General features: G+C 29.0%; 17 protein-coding genes. 13 read left to right on the top strand and 4 right to left on the bottom strand.

All coding sequences use genetic code 11. The features are described from left to right. Positions 1-32 precede the first annotated feature (32 nt). On the bottom strand, positions 33-1,055 hold the full coding sequence (gene tsaD / locus BMUR_RS01450; protein WP_013112816.1) for a tRNA (adenosine(37)-N6)-threonylcarbamoyltransferase complex transferase subunit TsaD: 1,023 nt from the start codon (positions 1,053-1,055) through the stop codon (positions 33-35). A gap of 769 nt (positions 1,056-1,824) precedes the next feature. On the opposite strand from tsaD, the gene pheS reads away from it, so the two are divergent. The 3 genes from pheS (at position 1,825) to BMUR_RS01435 (ending at position 5,752) form a co-directional block, all read left to right on the top strand. Continuing rightward, a complete protein-coding gene (gene pheS / locus BMUR_RS01445) occupies positions 1,825-2,844 on the top strand; it encodes a phenylalanine--tRNA ligase subunit alpha (RefSeq protein WP_013112815.1) in 1,020 nt (339 codons plus the stop codon). Positions 2,845-2,905: 61 nt separating this feature from the next. Beyond that, positions 2,906-5,335, top strand: coding sequence for a phenylalanine--tRNA ligase subunit beta (pheT, locus tag BMUR_RS01440; RefSeq protein WP_407636421.1), 2,430 nt, complete (start codon positions 2,906-2,908; stop codon positions 5,333-5,335). 18 nt (positions 5,336-5,353) lie between these two features. After that, on the top strand, positions 5,354-5,752 hold the full coding sequence (locus tag BMUR_RS01435) for a phosphoribosyltransferase (RefSeq protein ID WP_013112813.1): 399 nt from the start codon (positions 5,354-5,356) through the stop codon (positions 5,750-5,752). 261 nt (positions 5,753-6,013) lie between these two features. On the opposite strand, the gene BMUR_RS01430 is transcribed toward BMUR_RS01435, so the two are convergent. Continuing rightward, positions 6,014-6,202, bottom strand: coding sequence for a hypothetical protein (locus tag BMUR_RS01430; protein WP_013112812.1), 189 nt, complete (start codon positions 6,200-6,202; stop codon positions 6,014-6,016). A gap of 384 nt (positions 6,203-6,586) precedes the next feature. On the opposite strand from BMUR_RS01430, the gene BMUR_RS01425 reads away from it, so the two are divergent. From BMUR_RS01425 to rfbB, 4 genes are read left to right on the top strand one after another with little or no spacing between them, the layout of a single operon-like run. Beyond that, positions 6,587-7,882, top strand: coding sequence for an ABC transporter permease (locus tag BMUR_RS01425; protein ID WP_013112811.1), 1,296 nt, complete (start codon positions 6,587-6,589; stop codon positions 7,880-7,882). After that, entirely contained in the window at positions 7,875-8,555 is a 681-nt protein-coding gene (locus tag BMUR_RS01420; RefSeq protein ID WP_013112810.1) for an ABC transporter ATP-binding protein, read from the top strand. Before BMUR_RS01425 ends, BMUR_RS01420 begins: the two co-directional genes overlap by 8 nt. Positions 8,556-8,599: 44 nt before the next feature. Next, positions 8,600-10,555, top strand: a complete 1,956-nt coding sequence (locus BMUR_RS01415) for an ABC transporter ATP-binding protein (RefSeq protein ID WP_013112809.1) — start codon at positions 8,600-8,602, stop codon at positions 10,553-10,555. Between the two features lie 37 nt (positions 10,556-10,592). Then, on the top strand, positions 10,593-11,648 hold the full coding sequence (gene rfbB, locus BMUR_RS01410) for a dTDP-glucose 4,6-dehydratase (RefSeq protein WP_013112808.1): 1,056 nt from the start codon (positions 10,593-10,595) through the stop codon (positions 11,646-11,648). Positions 11,649-11,654: 6 nt separating this feature from the next. Here rfbB and BMUR_RS01405 read toward each other — a convergent pair whose 3' ends face one another. Together BMUR_RS01405 and BMUR_RS01400 are read right to left on the bottom strand one after the other, a co-directional pair. Continuing rightward, on the bottom strand, positions 11,655-12,065 hold the full coding sequence (locus BMUR_RS01405) for an ExbD/TolR family protein (RefSeq protein ID WP_013112807.1): 411 nt from the start codon (positions 12,063-12,065) through the stop codon (positions 11,655-11,657). Between the two features lie 24 nt (positions 12,066-12,089). Beyond that, positions 12,090-12,863, bottom strand: coding sequence for a CAP domain-containing protein (locus BMUR_RS01400; protein WP_013112806.1), 774 nt, complete (start codon positions 12,861-12,863; stop codon positions 12,090-12,092). A gap of 327 nt (positions 12,864-13,190) precedes the next feature. On the opposite strand from BMUR_RS01400, the gene BMUR_RS01395 reads away from it, so the two are divergent. The 6 genes from BMUR_RS01395 to BMUR_RS01370 all read left to right on the top strand — a co-directional run bounded on the left by BMUR_RS01395 (position 13,191) and on the right by BMUR_RS01370 (position 19,311). Beyond that, positions 13,191-14,432 carry a M30 family metallopeptidase gene (locus BMUR_RS01395; protein ID WP_013112805.1) on the top strand — a complete coding sequence of 414 codons (1,242 nt, stop codon included), beginning with the start codon at positions 13,191-13,193 and terminating at the stop codon, positions 14,430-14,432. Positions 14,433-14,803: 371 nt separating this feature from the next. Continuing rightward, entirely contained in the window at positions 14,804-15,994 is a 1,191-nt protein-coding gene (locus BMUR_RS01390) for an acetate/propionate family kinase (protein WP_013112804.1), read from the top strand. A gap of 76 nt (positions 15,995-16,070) precedes the next feature. Beyond that, positions 16,071-16,484: an HI0074 family nucleotidyltransferase substrate-binding subunit gene (locus tag BMUR_RS01385; RefSeq protein ID WP_244833481.1), complete on the top strand. Its 414-nt coding sequence runs from the start codon at positions 16,071-16,073 to the stop codon at positions 16,482-16,484. Further along, complete coding sequence (locus BMUR_RS01380) at positions 16,481-16,783, top strand: nucleotidyltransferase family protein (RefSeq protein WP_013112802.1); 303 nt, start codon at positions 16,481-16,483, stop codon at positions 16,781-16,783. The genes BMUR_RS01385 and BMUR_RS01380 overlap by 4 nt, the downstream gene beginning before the upstream one ends. Before the next feature lie 78 nt (positions 16,784-16,861). After that, positions 16,862-18,478, top strand: coding sequence for a peptide ABC transporter substrate-binding protein (locus BMUR_RS01375; RefSeq protein WP_013112801.1), 1,617 nt, complete (start codon positions 16,862-16,864; stop codon positions 18,476-18,478). A 71-nt stretch (positions 18,479-18,549) separates the two neighbouring features. Continuing rightward, positions 18,550-19,311 carry a DUF4253 domain-containing protein gene (locus tag BMUR_RS01370; RefSeq protein ID WP_013112800.1) on the top strand — a complete coding sequence of 254 codons (762 nt, stop codon included), beginning with the start codon at positions 18,550-18,552 and terminating at the stop codon, positions 19,309-19,311. Positions 19,312-19,372: the final 61 nt, after the last annotated feature.

Raw genomic sequence — 19,372 nt, 5'->3', positions numbered from 1 at the left:
TGGTAAAGCCTTAATTATAAATTCAAAAAATACTATTTAATACTCTTGTTCTTATTATACTTTTTATTAAGCACCCTAGAAGAGCAGTCCAAATTATAGTCGGCAAAACTTTCTTTATCTTTCATATAGTATGCAAGTCCTGCTACCATAGCGGCATTGTCGGTAGTATATTTTAAAGCTGGAAGATAGCATTCAAAATCTTTTGAGTTTCCAAATCTCTCACGAAGATAACTATTGCAGGCAACACCTCCAGATAATGTAACTCTTTTTATACCGCTTTTTTGAACATATTTGAGAGTTTTTATATATAAAGGCTCTATGGCACTTATTTGAAAGGCGGCAGCTATATTTTCATTTGTAGCTTCGCATCCTTCTTTTAAATATTTTTTTGTGGAGTATACACATGCTGTTTTAAGCCCGCTGTATGAGAAATTATATTCATCTATACCATTAAGTAAAATAACAGGGTATTTTATGGCTTCTTTATTTCCTTCTTTTGCAAGTTTGTCTATTATAGGTCCCCCCGGATATCCTAGATTTAAAAACTTGGCTACTTTATCAAAAGCTTCGCCTACAGCATCATCTAATGTTGTGCCTACAACCTTATATTCTCCGTAGTCATGAACTTCTGTTATTATAGTATGCCCCCCAGATACAACCAATGCTATATATGGAAACTCTATATTATTTGTAAGATGAGGTGAATAAATATGTGCTGCTATATGGTCTAATGCTAGTAATGGTTTATTTAGTGAAAAAGCCAAAGATTTTGCACTTCCTACTCCCACAAGAAGAGAACCTAAAAGTCCCGGTCTGTTTGTAACTGCAAATAAATCTATTTTATCTAATGATGTATCAGCATCTTTTACAGCTTTGTCTATTACATAAAGTATAGCTTCCAAATGTTTTCTTGCTGCAATTTCTGGAACTACGCCTTGAAAATCTTTGTGAGCGTCTATTGATGAGCTTAATACTGATGATAAAACTTTATTTCCATCTTCAACTATAGCAGCAGAAGTATCATCACAGGAAGTATCTATACCTAATATTTTCATATGTTCTCCAATATATTTTTACTATCTATTAATATATATATTTTTTATTATATTTGCAAATAGTTTTTTGTTTATAAAAAATATAAATTACGATTTTTTAATTATATTATTTTATTATTATATGCTGATTTTATTTTGTATAAAAGCGGTAAAATTTAGATACTAATATAGAGTATTCTAAACTACTAGTAAAAAAATTATACTTGTTTCAAAACATATTAAAGTAATATTTTTTTGTAAGTTCATAATTTTATTATTAAAATGCATAATATTTATTATTGCTAAGCAAGTGTTTTATATGTGTTATATAAATTACATATTTAAGCTTAAAAAATCCCGTTCTTTATTGTATATGGTTATCTCTTAAGTTAGTATGCTATATTTAACGGTATTTCCTTCTGTCTGCCTAGTAAGGTCACGCAAAAGAACTGCGTGTGTCGAAGCATTGACTGTCTGCTTAGGAGTAAAGCCATGCTGGCTATGTTTTAGATCACTGTAAATAATTATTAAAATAGTTTTATTATACAACATATACTAAAATACTATTAAATTTTTAAAAAGACGTAAAAAATGTTATATCTATTTATATTTTTAACGATATTAATGAAAATATTTTGGAAAAATCAAGAATTTTTATTGAAAATATTAAAAAAATTGTGTAAATTATTCTCTATAAATTTCACTAATTTATTATAGTATTTTTATTGTATTGAAAATAATTTTATGTTATATTATAATATAACAGTTAATTTTAGTTTAGGGAAAAACAATGGATAATTTAGAGGAGCTTTACAGCTTTTTAAAAAACAGTATAGAAAATGCTAATACTCAGTCAGAAATAGATGACATAAGAATTCATTATCTTGGACGTAAAGGAAAAATTACAGAACTTTTAAAAAGCTTATCATCTATAGAAAATATCGAAGAAAAAAAAGAGTTTGGAAAAAAGATTAATGAAATAAAAAACTATTGTGAAAATGCTTTGTCTGAAAAGAAAAATGAAATTTCAGATAGAGAATTCCTTTTATCTCTAGAGAAAAATAAAATAGATATTACTATGCCGGGCAGAAGACCTAAAGCAGCAAGCGTCAATCTTCTTACAAGCGTAGAAGAAGAAATAGTATCTATTTTAACTGAAATAGGTTTCAGAGTAGTTGAAGGTAATGAAATAGAAGATGATTTTCATAATTTTGAAGCTTTAAATATACCTTATTATCACCCTTCAAGAGACAGCCATGATTCTTTCTTTATTTCTAAAGAAAATGTACTAAGAACTCATACATCAGGCATGCAGATAAGGACAATGCTTGAAACTCCTCCTCCTATAGCTGTTGTTTCTCCCGGTAAATGTGCTAGAAGAGATGCCATAGACTCAAAGCATTCTCCAGTATTTCATCAAGTAGAAGGTATTATGGTTGATAGCGGTATAAGTTTTAATGATTTGAAAGGAATCCTTGAATTATTCTGTAAAAGAATGTTTGGAGATAAAACACAGATAAGATTAAGACCAGATTATTTTCCATTTGTTGAACCCGGTGCGGACTTGAGTGCTACCTGTGTAATATGCGGCGGCAGCGGATGTAAAACTTGCGGAGGTGAAGGCTGGCTTGAACTTATGGGAGCAGGTATGATACACCCTAATGTATTTAAACATGTAGGCTATGACATAACTAAATATACAGGTTTTGCTTTCGGAATGGGCATAGAACGTGTGGCTATGATTAAGTATGGTATAACCGATATAAGAATGTTCTATGAAAATGATATAGATTTCTTAAAACAATGGTAATTAATATTTAATGTTTCAAGTATTTTTAATATAGATTTATAAGTGAATTAATATAGAGGATATAATAATGAGAGTTCCATTAAGTTGGCTTAAAGAATTTGTTAATTTAGACGGTTTTACTGTAGAAGAAATCGCCAAAAAAATAACGCTTGCAGGAAGTGAAATTTCTTCAATAGAAACTACAGGGGGAGATATACCAAGTGTTATTATTGGTAAAATAATATCTGTTCATAAGCACCCTGATGCGGATAAGTTAAGTGTTTGTAAAGTTGATGTAGGTGATGGTGATACACTCTCAATAGTATGCGGAGCTCCTAATGTAAGAGAAGGTATATATGTTCCTATTGCTATGATAGGTGCCAAACTACCTAACGGACTTACTATAAAAAAAGCCTCTATACGCGGTTTTGAAAGTAATGGTATGATATGTTCAAGAACAGAATTAGGATACGAAGAAATAGAAGGCGTTTATGGTATTTGGATACTTGATGATGATATAGAAAAAGTTAATGCTGATAAAGACAGTATTTTAGGAAATTCTCTTTCTACAATAGTAGGAACTACGGATCATATATTTAATGTAGAAATTACGGCAAATAGAGGAGATTTAGTAAGTATTATAGGGTTTGCCCGTGAATGTTCTTTGGTATTAGAAAGAAGAGTAAGCATTCCTTCTGTTAATACTTATGATGCTGCCGGCGGAAATATTGATATAACTGTAGAAAATCAGGAAAGCTGCTACAAATATGTAGGAAGGCTCATAAAAGATATAACTGTTGGTCCTTCTCCGGACTGGATGCAGAAAAGACTTATAATGTGCGGTATTAACCCTATTAATAATATAGTAGATGTTACCAATTATGTTATGTTGGAATATGGTCAGCCTTTGCATGCTTATGATTTTGATAAGGTTAAAGATGGTAAAATTATAGTAAGAAATGCTGTAAATGGAGAGAAAATAAAATTACTTGACGGAAGAGATGTTGAACTTACTGATGAAGTTTTGGTTATAGCAGACAGTGAAAAGCCTATAGGTGTTGCAGGAGTTATGGGAGGCGATGCTACAAAAATAGAGCCTGAAACCAAAACTATTTTAATAGAAAGTGCTTGTTTTGATCATATAGCAGTAAAAAAATCTACTATAGTTACCAATACAAAAACAGATGCTTCATACAGATTTGAAAGAGAGATAGATCATACATTAACTCTGGCAGCTTTAAATAGGGTAGTTGATTTAATAGTTACTTTGGATAACAGCTGTAAAATAGCTTCAAGGTCAAAAGAACTTAATGTAAGACAATTTGACTCCACTATTATAGTCTTTGACTGCGGACTTGTAAAAAGATATTTAGGTCTTAATATGAGTAAAATGGAGATATCTTCTATATTTAAAAGATATGGTTTTAAGGCTGTTGCACTTGGTGAAAATAATTTAAAAGTTGAAATACCTAGCTACAGACATGATTTGTCTATTGCTGAAGACTTGATAGAAGAAATAGCCAGAGTTTATGGATATAATAATATAGAATCAAATGTACCGCATATAAAATGTAATCCTATAAAAACTGATTATAAAGAAGTAAGTTTTGTTAAACATAGAATGGCTTCTTACGGACTTTATGAAACTAAACAGTATTCTATGGGCGACAGTAATATATTTAAATCAATAGGAATAGAAGAAGAAAAATTAATCAAAGTTGTTAATCCTCTTACAACTGAGATGGACGTTTTAAGACCTACTACATTGGTATCTCTTTTAAATAGTGTTCTTTATAATCAAAATCATAGACATAAAAACGGAGCTTTATTTGAGGTTGGAAATATCTTCTATAAAGAAAATGATAATTTTGTAGAGGAAAAGCATCTTTCAGCTGTTATGTTTGGACTTTATCAGGAGAAGTTATGGAATAAAGATTCAAGACCTTATGATTTCTTTGATATGAGCGGTATTGTTGAAGAGCTTTTGATTAAAGATCTAAAATGCACTGATTATAATTTGATACCTAAAGAGCATAAATGGTTTATACCTACAATGTCTGCTGAGATAATGATATTTGGTGAAAGAATCGGTATAATAGGAAGACTTCACCCAAAATTATTATCTCTTTTCGATATAAACACAGAAGTATATTTCTTGGATATTGATATTAGAAAAACTTTAAAACTTGTTAAAGAAAGAGTTAAAAAGCAAAAATTAAAAGACATTGGTAAATATCCTGCAGTATTTAGAGATTTGGCTTTGGTATGCGACAATAATATAGAGTTTAATAAAGTTATAAAATCAATAAGCAGATTTAATAATATTATACAAAATGTTGATGTTGTTGATAGATATGTAGGAGAACAGGTAGGAGAAGGTAAGCAGTCTATAGCTATATCTATTACATATTATGATCCTAATAAAACATTAAGAGAAGAAGATATTAACAATGCTGAAAAATCTTTGCTTGAAATGCTTAAAACAAGATTTAATATTAGTTTGCGTTCTTAAATTTACAGGAGCTTTTGTATGGAATATGATGTAATTTCTTGGGCAGATATAGATGAAGCTATTGAGATTTTGGCTAAACAGATAGAGGATTCTAAAATACATTATGAAGTAATTTATGGTTTGGCAAGAGGCGGATTAGTCCCTGCTGTTATGCTTTCACATAGACTTAAAATTCCTATGGTTCTTAATATGGAAGAGGTTTGGAGATTAAAAGTAAAAAATAAGGCTGCTTTAATAGTTGATGATATATCAGATACTGGAGAAACTCTGAAATATTTTGATGACCAGAAATTTGATATAGCAACTCTTTTTGTAAGAGAACATACAAGTAAAATAAAGCCTAGATACAATTATAAAAATATTAATCATGATAATTGGCTTTTATTTCCTTGGGAAACTAAATCTTCAAGCAAATAATATTTTTTACTCTTTCTTTAAATAAAAACTCTATTAGTTTTCTTGTGCGTGTTAATAAAAAATATGACCATAATTCTATAGAGCTTTGTGCTATTGTATAAGTATTTTTTCATCAACTGATATTTATATAGTTTTGGTTCTGTTATAGTTTAAATTTATTTTTAATTCTGCTTCATAATATTGCCGTTTATATTAAATGTAGGAAGAGTATTATGAAGTACGCAGTTTCTTACAGATTGAAGTGTTTTAGCGAAAATTATATTAATTTTTTGGAAGCATTCTGTAATTATTAACTATAGATATCAGCATTCCTATATTGCATTGTGCTAAATCTTCTATATTTGTTATTTTTTCTTCATACTTTTTTCCATTATTAAATTTATGTATTGAAACAAATCCATTTTCTTCTATTTTCTCTTCTAAAAGTATCATAAGCCATTGTTTAAACATGCTTCCAACAAGTGTACAGCTTGCTTCAAAATATATGCAATAATAATTTTGACAGTTTAAGAATATGTTCAATTCTTTTGTTGTTTATCTGAGCTGCATATATTCTCTGATATTTTGGAGCTTTTCTTCTAAGTTCTGCTTTTCTAAAAAATTATCATTGTATTTTTCTTTTATGCTTAATTTCATTTGTTTTAACTTTTTATTTTTGTTTATAATCATAGTAAAATTAATTTGTGTATGTATTTTAACATTATTCAAAGTTTATATAAGTTTTATTATAAAAAATAATTTTTCATACAGTAAGAAAATAGGTTTAAATTTATTATATATAATATATAATATACTAATTATGAAGCACAAGGAGATGTTTTGAGATTAGAGTTAATGCTTGGCGTTAGATATTTAAGAGCCAAAAAAAAATTTTCATTTGTTTCTGTTATTACAATTATATGTGTTCTTGGTATATTAGTAGGCGATATGGTAATGATTACTGTGCTTTCTGTGATGAATGGTTTTCAGGACGATATTAGAGATAAAATACTTGGTATGCGTGCCCATATAAATATTAGTTCCTACAGTGATGGTGCTATTAGCGATTATAAATATGTTGTTGATAATATAATGGATAATAAAGATATAACCAGTGCATACCCGTATATAGTCATTCCTTGTATAATGCGTTCTTATAATTTTACTATTTTAATTACTGTAAGATCCTTTGAAGATAATATATTTTCTACTGATAAAGATTTTATAAAATATTTTAATTTTGTTGAAGGCAATAATAAAGATATGAAAACCAATGAGGCATTAATAGGTTCAGAAATGGCAAAGGATTATGCTTTATCAGTTGGAGATACTATAGATATAATCTCTGCTTCTGGCAGTTTTGATAGAGGATTCAAACCTCAGAAAACAACTTTTACAATTAAGGGGGTGTATAAAACAGGATATTATGAATATGACAGCAGAATGGTTATAGTACCGCTTTCTGCAGGTCAGTCTATGGTTGGCTACAGTAATGCTGTTACTGGTGTAGCAGTTAAGGTAAAGAATTTTTTTGATGCTGATAAAGTAGCCAAACAAATAGACAGTGATTTAAAAGAATTTTATAATGTTATGCCTTGGATGCTTTTTGACAGGAATTTCTTTCAGGCACTTCATACTGAAAAATTGATGCTTGCTTTGATACTTTCTTTTATAATATTAATAGCGGCCTTAAATATTGCTTCAAGCCAGATAATATTTGTAAAAGATAAAAGGCGTGATATTGCTATAATAAAAACATTAGGTTTGAGACCTTCAAATGTTGCTAAAGTTTTCTTTTTGGAAGGTGCTATAATAGGTGTAATAGGTACGGTGCTTGGTGTGATATTTGGTGTACTCCTTGCCAATTATGTAAATGAGGCTTTGGAAGGTATAAGAATAATACTTCAGGCGATAGTTAATATTATTTGGTTTATACCGTCAGCTATTAGCTCTAATATATCAATACCTATAGTTCCAGACTTTTTCCCTTCAGATATATACTATGTAAGCGGAGGGCTTCCTTCCATAATACATGCTTCTCAGGTCATAATGGTAGCTTGTATTTCATTTTTGCTTTCTGTATTATTTGCTATAATACCTGCTTATATCGCAAGCAGATATAAACCTGCGGAGGTACTAAGGTATGAGTGATGTTATCATTAATATAGAAAACTTAAAAAAAACTTATATTGGTCCTCCTAAAGTTGAGGTATTAAAGTCATTGAGTTTACAGGTATATAAAAATGAAATACTTGCCATAACAGGAGAGTCTGGAAGCGGAAAAACTACACTTTTAAATCTAATAGGCGGAATAGACAATATAACTGATGGTATTATAAATATAGCTGGAAATAATATAGGAAAAATGAATGAAGGACAGCTTGCTCATTTTAGAAACAGTTCACTTGGATATGTATTTCAGTTTCATAATTTGCTTGGAGAGTTTAGTGCGGTAGAAAATGTTATGATACCTTCTTTAATGCTTAAATATAATAAAAAAGAAGCGAAGCAAAAGGCTGAATATTTACTTGAAACTGTAGGTTTAAAAGATAGAATGGATCATCGAATAGGGGAGCTTTCTGGCGGAGAGGCACAAAGAGTTGCTATAGCGAGGGCATTAATAAATAAACCTAGTGTTGTTTTGGCTGATGAGCCTACTGGAAACTTAGATAAAAAAAATGCTGAGCTTGTAAGAGAGCTTTTATGGAATATGACAAAACAGAGTAATGCTTCTTTAATAATAGTTACTCATTCAGTTTCTATAGCTAATATGGCTGATAGAAAACTGCGTTTGGAGTATGGTGAAAATTTAATAGAATACTAATTCACCTCACAAAATACTGAATACTAAAAATAGGATATTAGTTTATGTTAATAAAAAAAGTAAAAGAATTTTTTAAGAAAGATAGTAGACCATTTGATTATGGTGCTGTTACTGAAGAACATAGAAAAAAATATTATTCTAATCCTGAAAAACATCCTTATAAAAGAATGTTTTCTTACGCTATGCGTCATAAGAAATTGTTTATACCTTCTTTCCTTTTAAGTATAGGTTATACAATAATAAATATACTTCCTCCATTTTTTGGACAGATGGCTATAGCTATAACAGGAGGAAAAAGAGTTGATATTTTAGATAAAATACCATTTGTTGCTGACTTAACAGCTAGATTTAGCAATATAAACACAAAAGATTTAGCACAGCAGTTTTTAACTGCTGATCCTATTGCAAATCCTGTTATAATTGCTCAGTTTACATTTATAATTATAATAGGCTTCATTTATGTATTGTTTAGGGTTGGATTTGACTATGTAAAGACTTTTCTTTTTGCATTTACTGCTCAGGAGATAGGAAAAGATGTGCGTGCTGATATGATGAAAGGACTTCTTAATACTGACATAGCATATTTTAAGCAGGAAAAAGAAGGTGATTTAATGAGCAGAGTTATAAATGAGTCGGGAAGTATAGAGAGTTTTTTATCTAGTACATTGCCTAATATGGTAACTGTGCCTTTAACTTTAATACTTACATTGGCTATGCTTCTTATATTAAATGTAAAACTTACTATAGCTTGCTTTGTGGCTGCCCCTTTAATAGCTTTGGGTATAGATAAGGTTTCAAAACTTATAAGAACAAGAGTTACAGCACAGCAGAATTTTTTAGGAAGTACCACTTCTGTTATTCAGGAAGATATAAGGGGAATAGAGGTTATAAAAATATTTTCTAAAGAGGATGCTGAAGTTTCAAGATATAAAACTTTATACAGTGAGCTTATTAATTTAATGAGAAAGATGAGTTTGCTAACATCTTTAAACAGACCTATGACAGAACTTGTAATGATAGTCGCTATGCTTGTTATACTTGCTTACGGCGGATTTTTAATATTTAAAGGAGAAATGCCTTTTGAGTTTTTATGGGGATTTTTGCTTTATATGCTTAATATATCTACTCCTGTAAGAGATTTATCTGGTATAGTTATAAATTTGCAGATGACTAAAATGATAGCTATGAGAGTTTTTGAAATTATAGATTTACCTGCAGAAAATGTTAATGACCCTACTAAAAAAGAAATGAAACCTATAGAGCATTCTATAACTTTTGAAAATGTCAATTTTGAATATCCTAGAAGAAGTAACAGTGATCCTTTTCATTTGGGACCTGTAAGTTTCAATGTTAAAAAAGGAGATGTAGTTGCTTTTGTAGGCAATTCTGGAGGCGGTAAAACTACACTTATAAGTTTAATACCTAAATTATTTACTCCAAGCAGCGGTGTTATAAGATTTGATGGTATTGATATAAATGAATTAAATACTAGAAGTGTAAGAAATCAGATAGGTGTTGTATCACAGGAAAATATATTATTCTATGGTACTGTAAGAGAAAATATTTTGTATGCTAATCCAAATGCCACAGACGATGAACTAGTGAGAGCAGCAAAAATAGCTCATGCTGATGAGTTTATTCTTAAACTTCCTAATGGCTATGATACTCATATTGGTCCTAGAGGTGTAATGTTATCAGGAGGGCAGCGTCAGCGTATAGCTTTGGCAAGGGCCGTAGTAAAAAAACCTTCTATACTCATACTTGATGAAGCTACAAGTGCATTGGATACCGAAAGTGAAATGTATGTTCAGAAAGCTTTAAATGATATTATTAATCTTCAAACTACATTTGTTATAGCACATAGACTTTCTACTATTAAAAATGCTACTTATATATGCGTTGTTGAAAATGGTAAAATAATAGAGTCTGGAACACATGAAGAATTGATGAAAAGAGGCGGTAAGTATCAATATTTGTATTCTTTACAGTTTAGAGAATAAAAATTATATATAAATATTATTATAATTTTAATATTTTATGAGAAAGTTTGATACAGTTTTAGTAACTGGCGGATGCGGTTTTATAGGTACTAATTTTATTAAATATATTTTTGAGAAAACTAGTTATGATATAAAAGTCATAAATATAGATGATTTAACTTATGCTGGTAATATAAAAAATTTAATAGATATAAAAAATAAATATAAAGACAGATATTATTTTGAGAGGGTAAATATTTGTGATGCTAAAAAAGTCAATAGTATATTTCAAAAGTATAAACCAGACTGTGTAGTTCATTTTGCCGCAGAAAGTCATGTTGACCGTTCAATATTCGGACCTAAAAATTTTGTTGAAACTAATATTATTGGTACATTTACATTATTAGAAGCAGCACGTAATTTATGGAAAGATAATGCAGACGGAAAACTTTTTCATCACATAAGTACAGATGAAGTTTATGGTTCATTATCAGATACTGGATATTTTTATGAAACAACAGCTTATGATCCTAGAAGTCCTTACTCCGCTTCAAAGGCTTCAAGCGATCATATTGTAAAAGCATATTATCATACTTATAATTTACCTGTTACAATATCTAATTGCAGTAATAATTACGGACCGTATCAATTCCCTGAAAAATTAATACCGCTTATGATATTAAATATTATTGAAGAAAAATATTTGCCTGTTTATGGAGATGGTAAGAACATAAGAGATTGGATATTTGTTGAAGATCATAATAATGCTGTATTAGATATTATAAATAAAGGCAGAGTAGGTGAAACTTATAATATTGGCGGAGAAAATGAAATGACGAATATTGATATGGTAAATATTTTATGTGAAAAATTAGCATCCAAAATGAATAAAGAAAAAGATTATTATAAAAAATTAATAAAGTTTGTAAAAGACAGAGCAGGTCATGACAGAAGGTATGCTATTAATTGTGAAAAGATAAAAAATGAATTAGGATGGAAAAGGCAATATGATTTTAATACAGCTATTGATATAACTATAGATTGGTATTTAAATAATAAAGAGTGGGTCTATGATGTAAAAAGAAGCGGTGAATATAAAAAGCGGATAAATTAAATTATTCTAATTCTCTTTAGCATTTTCAGTAGCTATGCTTAATCTTGTAAAACCTGCATTTTTAACACTATCTATTACAGATATTAAAACCTGCGTTCTAACATCTTCATCGGAACGTATTTCTACAGGCTTTTCCAACTCTCCTTCTGTATTTGCTAATTCTTTAAGATTATTATCAAGATTTTCTACTTCATAGCCGTTAATATACTTCTTGCCGTCTCTGGATATGCTTATTATTATAGTCTCATTTTTTTCAGCACCTACAGCCGAAGTAGATTTTGGCAGACTAATCTCTATTTGAGGAGTTTCTATGATAGTAGTACCCACCATGAAAAATATAAGTAAATTAAATACTATATCTATCATGGGGGTTAGGTCTATTCCGCTTTTTATGTCAAACCGTCTTCTGAACTTCATTTATAATTTTCCGTTTAAAGATATTTATTCTACAGTTATAGTTCTTACATTGCTTAAGAAATGCTGTCCTTTATATAGTATAGAAATTTTATAATCTCCTTTTCCATATTCAGCTTTAAAAGTTCTTCCTAGTATGCTGTTTCCCATATCTTTAACATCGTATATAATATTTCCTATATAGGTTTTTCCATCATCTCCGGTGATGCGTGCTTCTTTATCAGCCATCTCAACAGCAATTTTAAAATCAGTAAAAGCAGCACCGTTTAATATTCTGTATTTTACAGTTATATCTTCTCCATATTTTGCAGTAGGTGTAAAATCAACAGATTCAGCAACTATGTCGGCAAATGTTACAGTAACATATACTCCAACACCTCTTTTTACAGCTCCAACTCCAATGGCATTAAAATTTTTATTTAAGATATTTTTTTTACTGTCTGGAGTAGCCATTAAATTTTTTACTATACTTTCAGCCGCTTTTTTATCGGTGAAAGGTATAACATCTAGTTTTCCTAAACTCTCACTTATATTTCCAACCATTTCAGGGTATAATTTTACTTGTCTTGCTTTAGAATCTAATCCGTCTAAATCTATATTGCTGAAGAATTTGTTTTTAGCCATATTATCAGCATGATATAAAGCTAGAGAATGAAGTCTTTGATTATTTGGAAGAGGCGGAAGAGATACTTTGCTTCTTTCTAAGTTAATTAGTCTGAATACTTCATCTTCTATTGTGTTTGCACTTAATATTAATGTTGATATAAACATTAATACAATTATGAAATTTAATTTTTTCATTTTGTTAATCTCCAATTTGATTATTTTTTGTATAAAAGCATAAAAAATAAATCTTTATTATATAAATGCTATTTTACAGCAACATCGTAAAAAATAAAAGATAAAAAATAATAAAATGCAGTAATAATAAAGATATATTTATTTATTTTTATAAATTTAATTGTGTAACTAAAATTTGTCAATAAGAATTACAGACTATATTATTTATATTACCTGTATAAAAATACTATTTTTAGTATATATAAAATATTTACGAATTGATTTTTTATATTTATGATGTATTATTGTTATTATGTAAATATTTATGTTATTTTATCTGGAGAGATTATGAAGAAATATATTATATTGTTTATTCTTTCTATTATATTTTTAAATTCATGCGGTGTTGTAGGCAGTATATTAGGAAGTAATTACAATAATCCTGTTTATGATGACGGAGTATTAACTTACTATGATGAATATACTTCTGTAACTAAAAGATTTAGAGTTATAAATGAGAATAATACGGTAGAAATAAAATTATTCAGAACATATGCAGAATCTGATAATTTGATAATATATGTAGAAAACGGAGCAGATGTAAAAAGGTCTTCTGTATCAAAAATAGGTTCTGATTTTAATAAATATTATAGTGATTTGGTAAGCATATATGGACAGCATACTGATGTTGATGGAAATGGTAAAATAGATATTCTTTTATTTTCTATGAATCCGCCGGGAGCTTCTACTGTTACATTAGGTTATTTTTATGGAGCAGATTTATTACTAGGTTATTTTAATGATGCTGAAATATTGTATATGGATTTAACTCTAGTTAATAGTGTTCCTGAAACGATGTCTGGTACAATACTTCATGAGCTTCAGCATTTGATTAACTTTAATGTTAATGATATAAATAAAGGAAGAGCTATGGACGTATGGTTAAATGAAGCCCTTTCAGAATCTACTTCAATATTGTACAGTCCTATAACAGCTGCTTCAAGAATAGAGGAATTTAATGATATGGGAGGATATTACTGCTTTTATACTTGGTCTCTTCCTATGAATATATTTGCAAATTATCCTTCAGCTTCTGTGTTTGTTAATTGGATTTATAATGAAAGCGGAAATGATAAAACTGTCTTTAGAGATATAGCCTCTTCATCTCAGGTTAATGATTATAATAAAATTCTTAGTTCAGTTTCTCGCAGAGGCATAGCGAATACTTGGGAAGAATTATTACTAAACTGGATGGAAGGGGTATTTAGTTATCAGTTATCTGGTGTAAATCCAGTTTTTAGAAGTTCTGGTGAAACAGTGCCGTTATATCCCGGTGCTTTGGTTGCTTATTACGGCTCTTTGGGAACTGTTAGTGATAATAATTTGTCTACAAGAAAATTGAGCTCTAATATTGAAATTGCTTTAAACAAAGATACTTATGTAGGAGATAATCCAAGTGCAGTAAATATACAAATTCCAAATAGTATAAATGCTATGCAGTATAAATCATCTTCTCAAATTAGTAAGCCTTATGTTCCTAAATATAGAAATATATTGCTTGATATAGATGGAAATGTAAAAAAATATTAATAATATATCGTTATAAAAATAATTAATTAATATTATTGAAAAATAATTTATTAAAATAAGACTTTAGATATTTATAATATTTAAAGTCTTTTTATTTATAGCTATAATATATATAAATATTTATAATTTTTTAAATTTATTTTTAGGTTTTATACTCTTATGATGTCTTTTATCAAAACTCTAAATTATAATCACAAAATACCAAATTAAAAATTTATAAGTACTAATAAGTTTTAAACAGGTATATTTTTAAATCATTTTTTATAATATTAATATTTAATCATTACAATAAAATAAAAATTCATTGATAAATATATACATTATGTTATAATAAACTAAATTATAATTATTAAAAACTATGGAGTCATTATATGAACGTATTGGTAATTAATTCTGGCAGTTCTAGTATTAAATATCAGTTATTTGCTATGCCAGAAGCAAAAGTTTTAGCTAAAGGTCTTTTAGAAAAGATAGGCGAAGAAACAAGTGCCTTAAAACACACAGCAGTAGAAAAAGGCAAAGAAAAAAAATTAGAGCAAAAAGTTGCTGACCATAAAGCAGGTATGTCTTTGATTTTCTCTCTTCTAACAGATAAAGAAGTTGGAGTTATATCTGATATGAGCGAAATATCAGGTGTAGGTCATAGAGTTGTGCACGGAGGAGAAGCATTCAGTAAAAGCACCTTAGTTACAGATGAAGCTATAAAAGCTATAGAAGCATGCTGTGATATAGCTCCTTTACATAACCCAGCTGGTTTGCAGGGTATAGCTGCTTGTAAAGAAATATTAAAAGATGTAAAAATGGTTGCTGTTTTTGATACTAGTTTCCATCAAACAATACCAGAATATGCCTATATGTATGCTGTTCCTCATGAATGGTATGACAAATATAAAATACGCCGTTATGGCTTCCATGGTACTTCACATAGATATGTTTACGGAGAGTTCTGCAAAGCTGAAAACAAACCTAATGCTAATGTTATAGTTTGCCATTTAGGTAATGGTGCAAGTGTAACTGCTGTAAAAAACGGAGAATCTGTAGATACAAGTATGGGTTTAACTCCATTAGAAGGTTTAGTAATGGGTACTAGATCTGGAGATATGGATCCTGCTGCTGCTACTTTTGTTATGGCTAAAGAAAATTTATCTCCGAAAGAAATGGATAATATTTTAAATAAAAAAAGCGGACTTTTAGGTGTTTCTGGAGTAAGCAATGATATGAGAAACTTGGAAGAGGCTTCTAAAACTAATCATAGAGCTGAGCTTGCTATACAAATGTTCTGCTACAGAGTAAAAAAATATATAGGTGCTTATATGGCTGCTCTTGGTCATGTTGATGGCATTGTATTTACTGGCGGTATAGGTGAAAATAGTTCTTCTATTAGAGGAAGAATACTTGAAGGTTTAGATGAGCTTGGTATTAAATGTGATGCTGATAAAAACTCTAAAGCTAGAGGATGTGCTAGTTTTGAAAAAGATGGTGCTGCTATTAAACTTTATGTTATAGCTACTGATGAAGAAAAAGCTATAGCTATGGATACTTACAATATAGCATTGAAATAATTTTATATATAAATAATAAATATTAAAATTGATAGGGTATCTTTTCTTGAAAGATGCCCTATTTTTAAGGTTTTTTATGATATTAAATTTGGATAGTCTGAAAAAATCTATAACTGCATTAGAAAAATCAATCAATGTATATGATAGAATTAAAACAGATGATGAAGATTTAATACTTACAATAAGATCTGGAGTAATACAAAACTTTGAAGTAGCTTTTGAACAAAGTTGGAAATTTATACAAAGATGGCTCAATGAGAATATAAATCCAGACATAACTAGCGGTATAACCAAAAAAGAATTATTTAGATTGGCAGCTAAACATTTACTTATAGATGATGTTGAAAAATGGATAAGATTTAAAGATGCTAGAAATTATACTTCTCATATTTATTCAAATGAAGTTTCTTTGGAAGTGATTAATGAAGCATCAGCATTTTTACCTTATGCCAAATATCTTTTGAAACGTTTAGAGGAAAATAATGAATGATTAGCCTAACTGAAAATGAAATTCAAATTATAAAAGATATTCTAAAAAAACATATAAAATACGGAAAAGTATATTTATTTGGTTCAAGAGTAAAAGGTACAAATAAAAAATTTTCAGATATTGATATAGTTATAGATATTAATGCCAAATTATCATTAAATGAGATGTCAAGAATAAAAGATGATTTTGATGAAAGTGATTTAATTTATATTGCTGATATCATTGATTATAATGCTGTAGATAATAGTTTTAAGAGCATTATAGATAATGAAAAGGTATTAATATATGAAACTATCTAAAATTAAAATATTTTAATTAGTTAATCATATTTTTTTTCGATATTAAAAAATAATAATTCTAATTAGGAATATGATTTTATGAAAAAGAATATATTAATTACATTTTTATTATTTATAATAATTTGTTTTTTGGCATCTTGTAATAAAAAACCTAAAAACATTTTAAATGAGATAACAGTTTCTGTAGGTCCAGAACCCCAGACAATAGATCCTACTATAAACTCAGCAGTAGATGCTATGATATATACTACTCATTTATTTGAAAATCTTACTATTAAAGATGAAAACGGAAATATAATACCCGGTGCTGCTGAAAGTTGGGTATCATCGAATAATAACACAATATATATTTTTAATATTAGAAGTAATGCTAAATGGTGCGATGGAATGGATGTAACGGCTGATGATTTTATTTATGCTTGGAAGAGAATAGTTGATCCTAAAAACGGAGCATCATATTCCATACTTTTGGATGTTATAAAAAATGCTAGTGATATTATGATGGGTAATAAAGATAAAGATACATTGGCAGTTAAGGCATTAGATGATAAAACTTTATACGTAGAATTGGAATATCCTGTACCTTATTTTCCAGAGATGGTGGCTCATACTGCATATACACCTTTGCGTGAGGATATTGTCAGTCAAGATGAAGACGGCTGGACTTTAAAAACTGATACTATGGTTGGAAACGGAGCTTTTCAGATTGTACGATGGGATCATAATTCAAGATTAGTAGTACGAAAAAATACTGATTATTGGAATTATAAAGAAATTAAGCCTGATATAATAAATTTTGAATTTATAGATAATGATAATACAGCAATGTCTGCAATTTTAAACGGAGAGATATCTTTTTATCATAATGCCCCTATTAATGATAGAGCAAAACTTATTGAAGAGGGAATTGCTAGGGTAGTTACTAATGTATCACTTTATTTTTATGAGGTTAATCATAAAAAAGCCCCTTTTAATGATGAGAGAGTAAGAAGAGCTATTTCTTTAGCTATAGACAGAGACTATATAGTAAATAATATAATGAAGGCTGGAGAGAAACCTGCAGCTGCTATAGTACCTTATAATATAAAAGATGTTTACGGTACTAATGATTTTAGATATCAAAAAGACGGATATTTTTCTGTTAATAGCGAAGACTATCAGAAAAATGTTGAAGAGGCTAGGTCTTTGCTTGCAGAGGCTGGATATCCTAATGGGGAAGGCTTTCCAGTATTTGAATTTTTAACTAATCCCGGATTTCATGTAACTATTGCTGAAAGTATACAGTCTATGCTTAAAGAGGCACTTAATATAGATATGGTAATAAGTCAGGAAGAATGGGCTGTACTGCTTCAGACTAGAAGAGACGGGAATTTTGATATGGCTAGACAAGGCTGGATAGGAGGATATAATAGTCCTCAGGCATTTTTATCTTTGGTAAAAACAGGTTATGTTCTTAATGAGGGAAGATACAGTAATCCTGAATTTGATAAAGCTTTGTATGATGCAGCATTCTCTCAAAGTGATTTAGAGCGAAGCGAATATCTCCATAAAGCAGAAAGCATAGCTATGGACGATATGGCTATTATACCTATATTCTATTATTCTGGTACAGTTATGCAAAGTAAAAATCTTAATGATGTGATTTATGATATATTTGGAATATATAATTTTAGTAGGGCATATATGTCAGAGTAAATTATATTATGATTTTTTTACAATTATAATTACATAGTGTTTTTATACAAAAATGATAATGGAGAATACATATGAATGAAGATATTAAGTTTATAACCGATTTTCTAAAATGCGATTATGATATACTTGAGGGCGGACTTGAAGATGACACTGATATAATGAATTGGTATAAAGAAAATCTTGAAAAAGGAAAAAAAGAAGGATATATACCTTTAATTATAATACCAAGTGATATGCTTACTGAGGCAATAGAGTGTTTTTTGGAAGATAATGACTGTGATATAAAAGATTCAAGAAAATTAATAAATGAGTATATAGAAAAGTCAAAAGATATAGACTATAAAAAATATTTAAATCAGAATATAGAAGATATTTATGAGGATAAAGAATATATTGAAGAGATAAGAAAATCATTTAATGCTCCTGTAGAAGGAGGATTTGAAGTATTTGATAGTTTTGGTTCATATTATGATTATGAAACCAAAAGTACTGTTGATTTAATATTAGCAAAAATTCCTACTCTTAATCCTTATGAATTGGCATGCTATATCCCTATGGGAGGATTTAATGACTGTCCTAATCCTGAAACACAGACAGCTATTTTTAAATATTGGTATGAAAAATATAATGCTTATCCAGCAGTAGTTGGATATGATACTTGGGAGCTTTTTATAGAAAAACTTCCTAATACAGAAGAAGAGGCTAGAGAGCTTGCTATAGAACATTATTATTTTTGTTTGGATAGGGTTGATCAATACGGCGAAAATTATGATCATGGAAAATTAGCAGGTACATTATTAAAATCTAATGTTTGGTATTTTTGGTGGGATTAATATTTAATATACTTGTTTTAAAACATATTGACATATATATTTTGTAATTTTTTAAATTATA

The organism is Brachyspira murdochii DSM 12563, from assembly GCF_000092845.1.
Classification (GTDB): domain Bacteria; phylum Spirochaetota; class Brachyspiria; order Brachyspirales; family Brachyspiraceae; genus Brachyspira; species Brachyspira murdochii.
The sequence above is the reverse complement of the archived record's forward strand: the minus strand, read 5'-3'. Positions and strand labels throughout refer to the sequence as shown.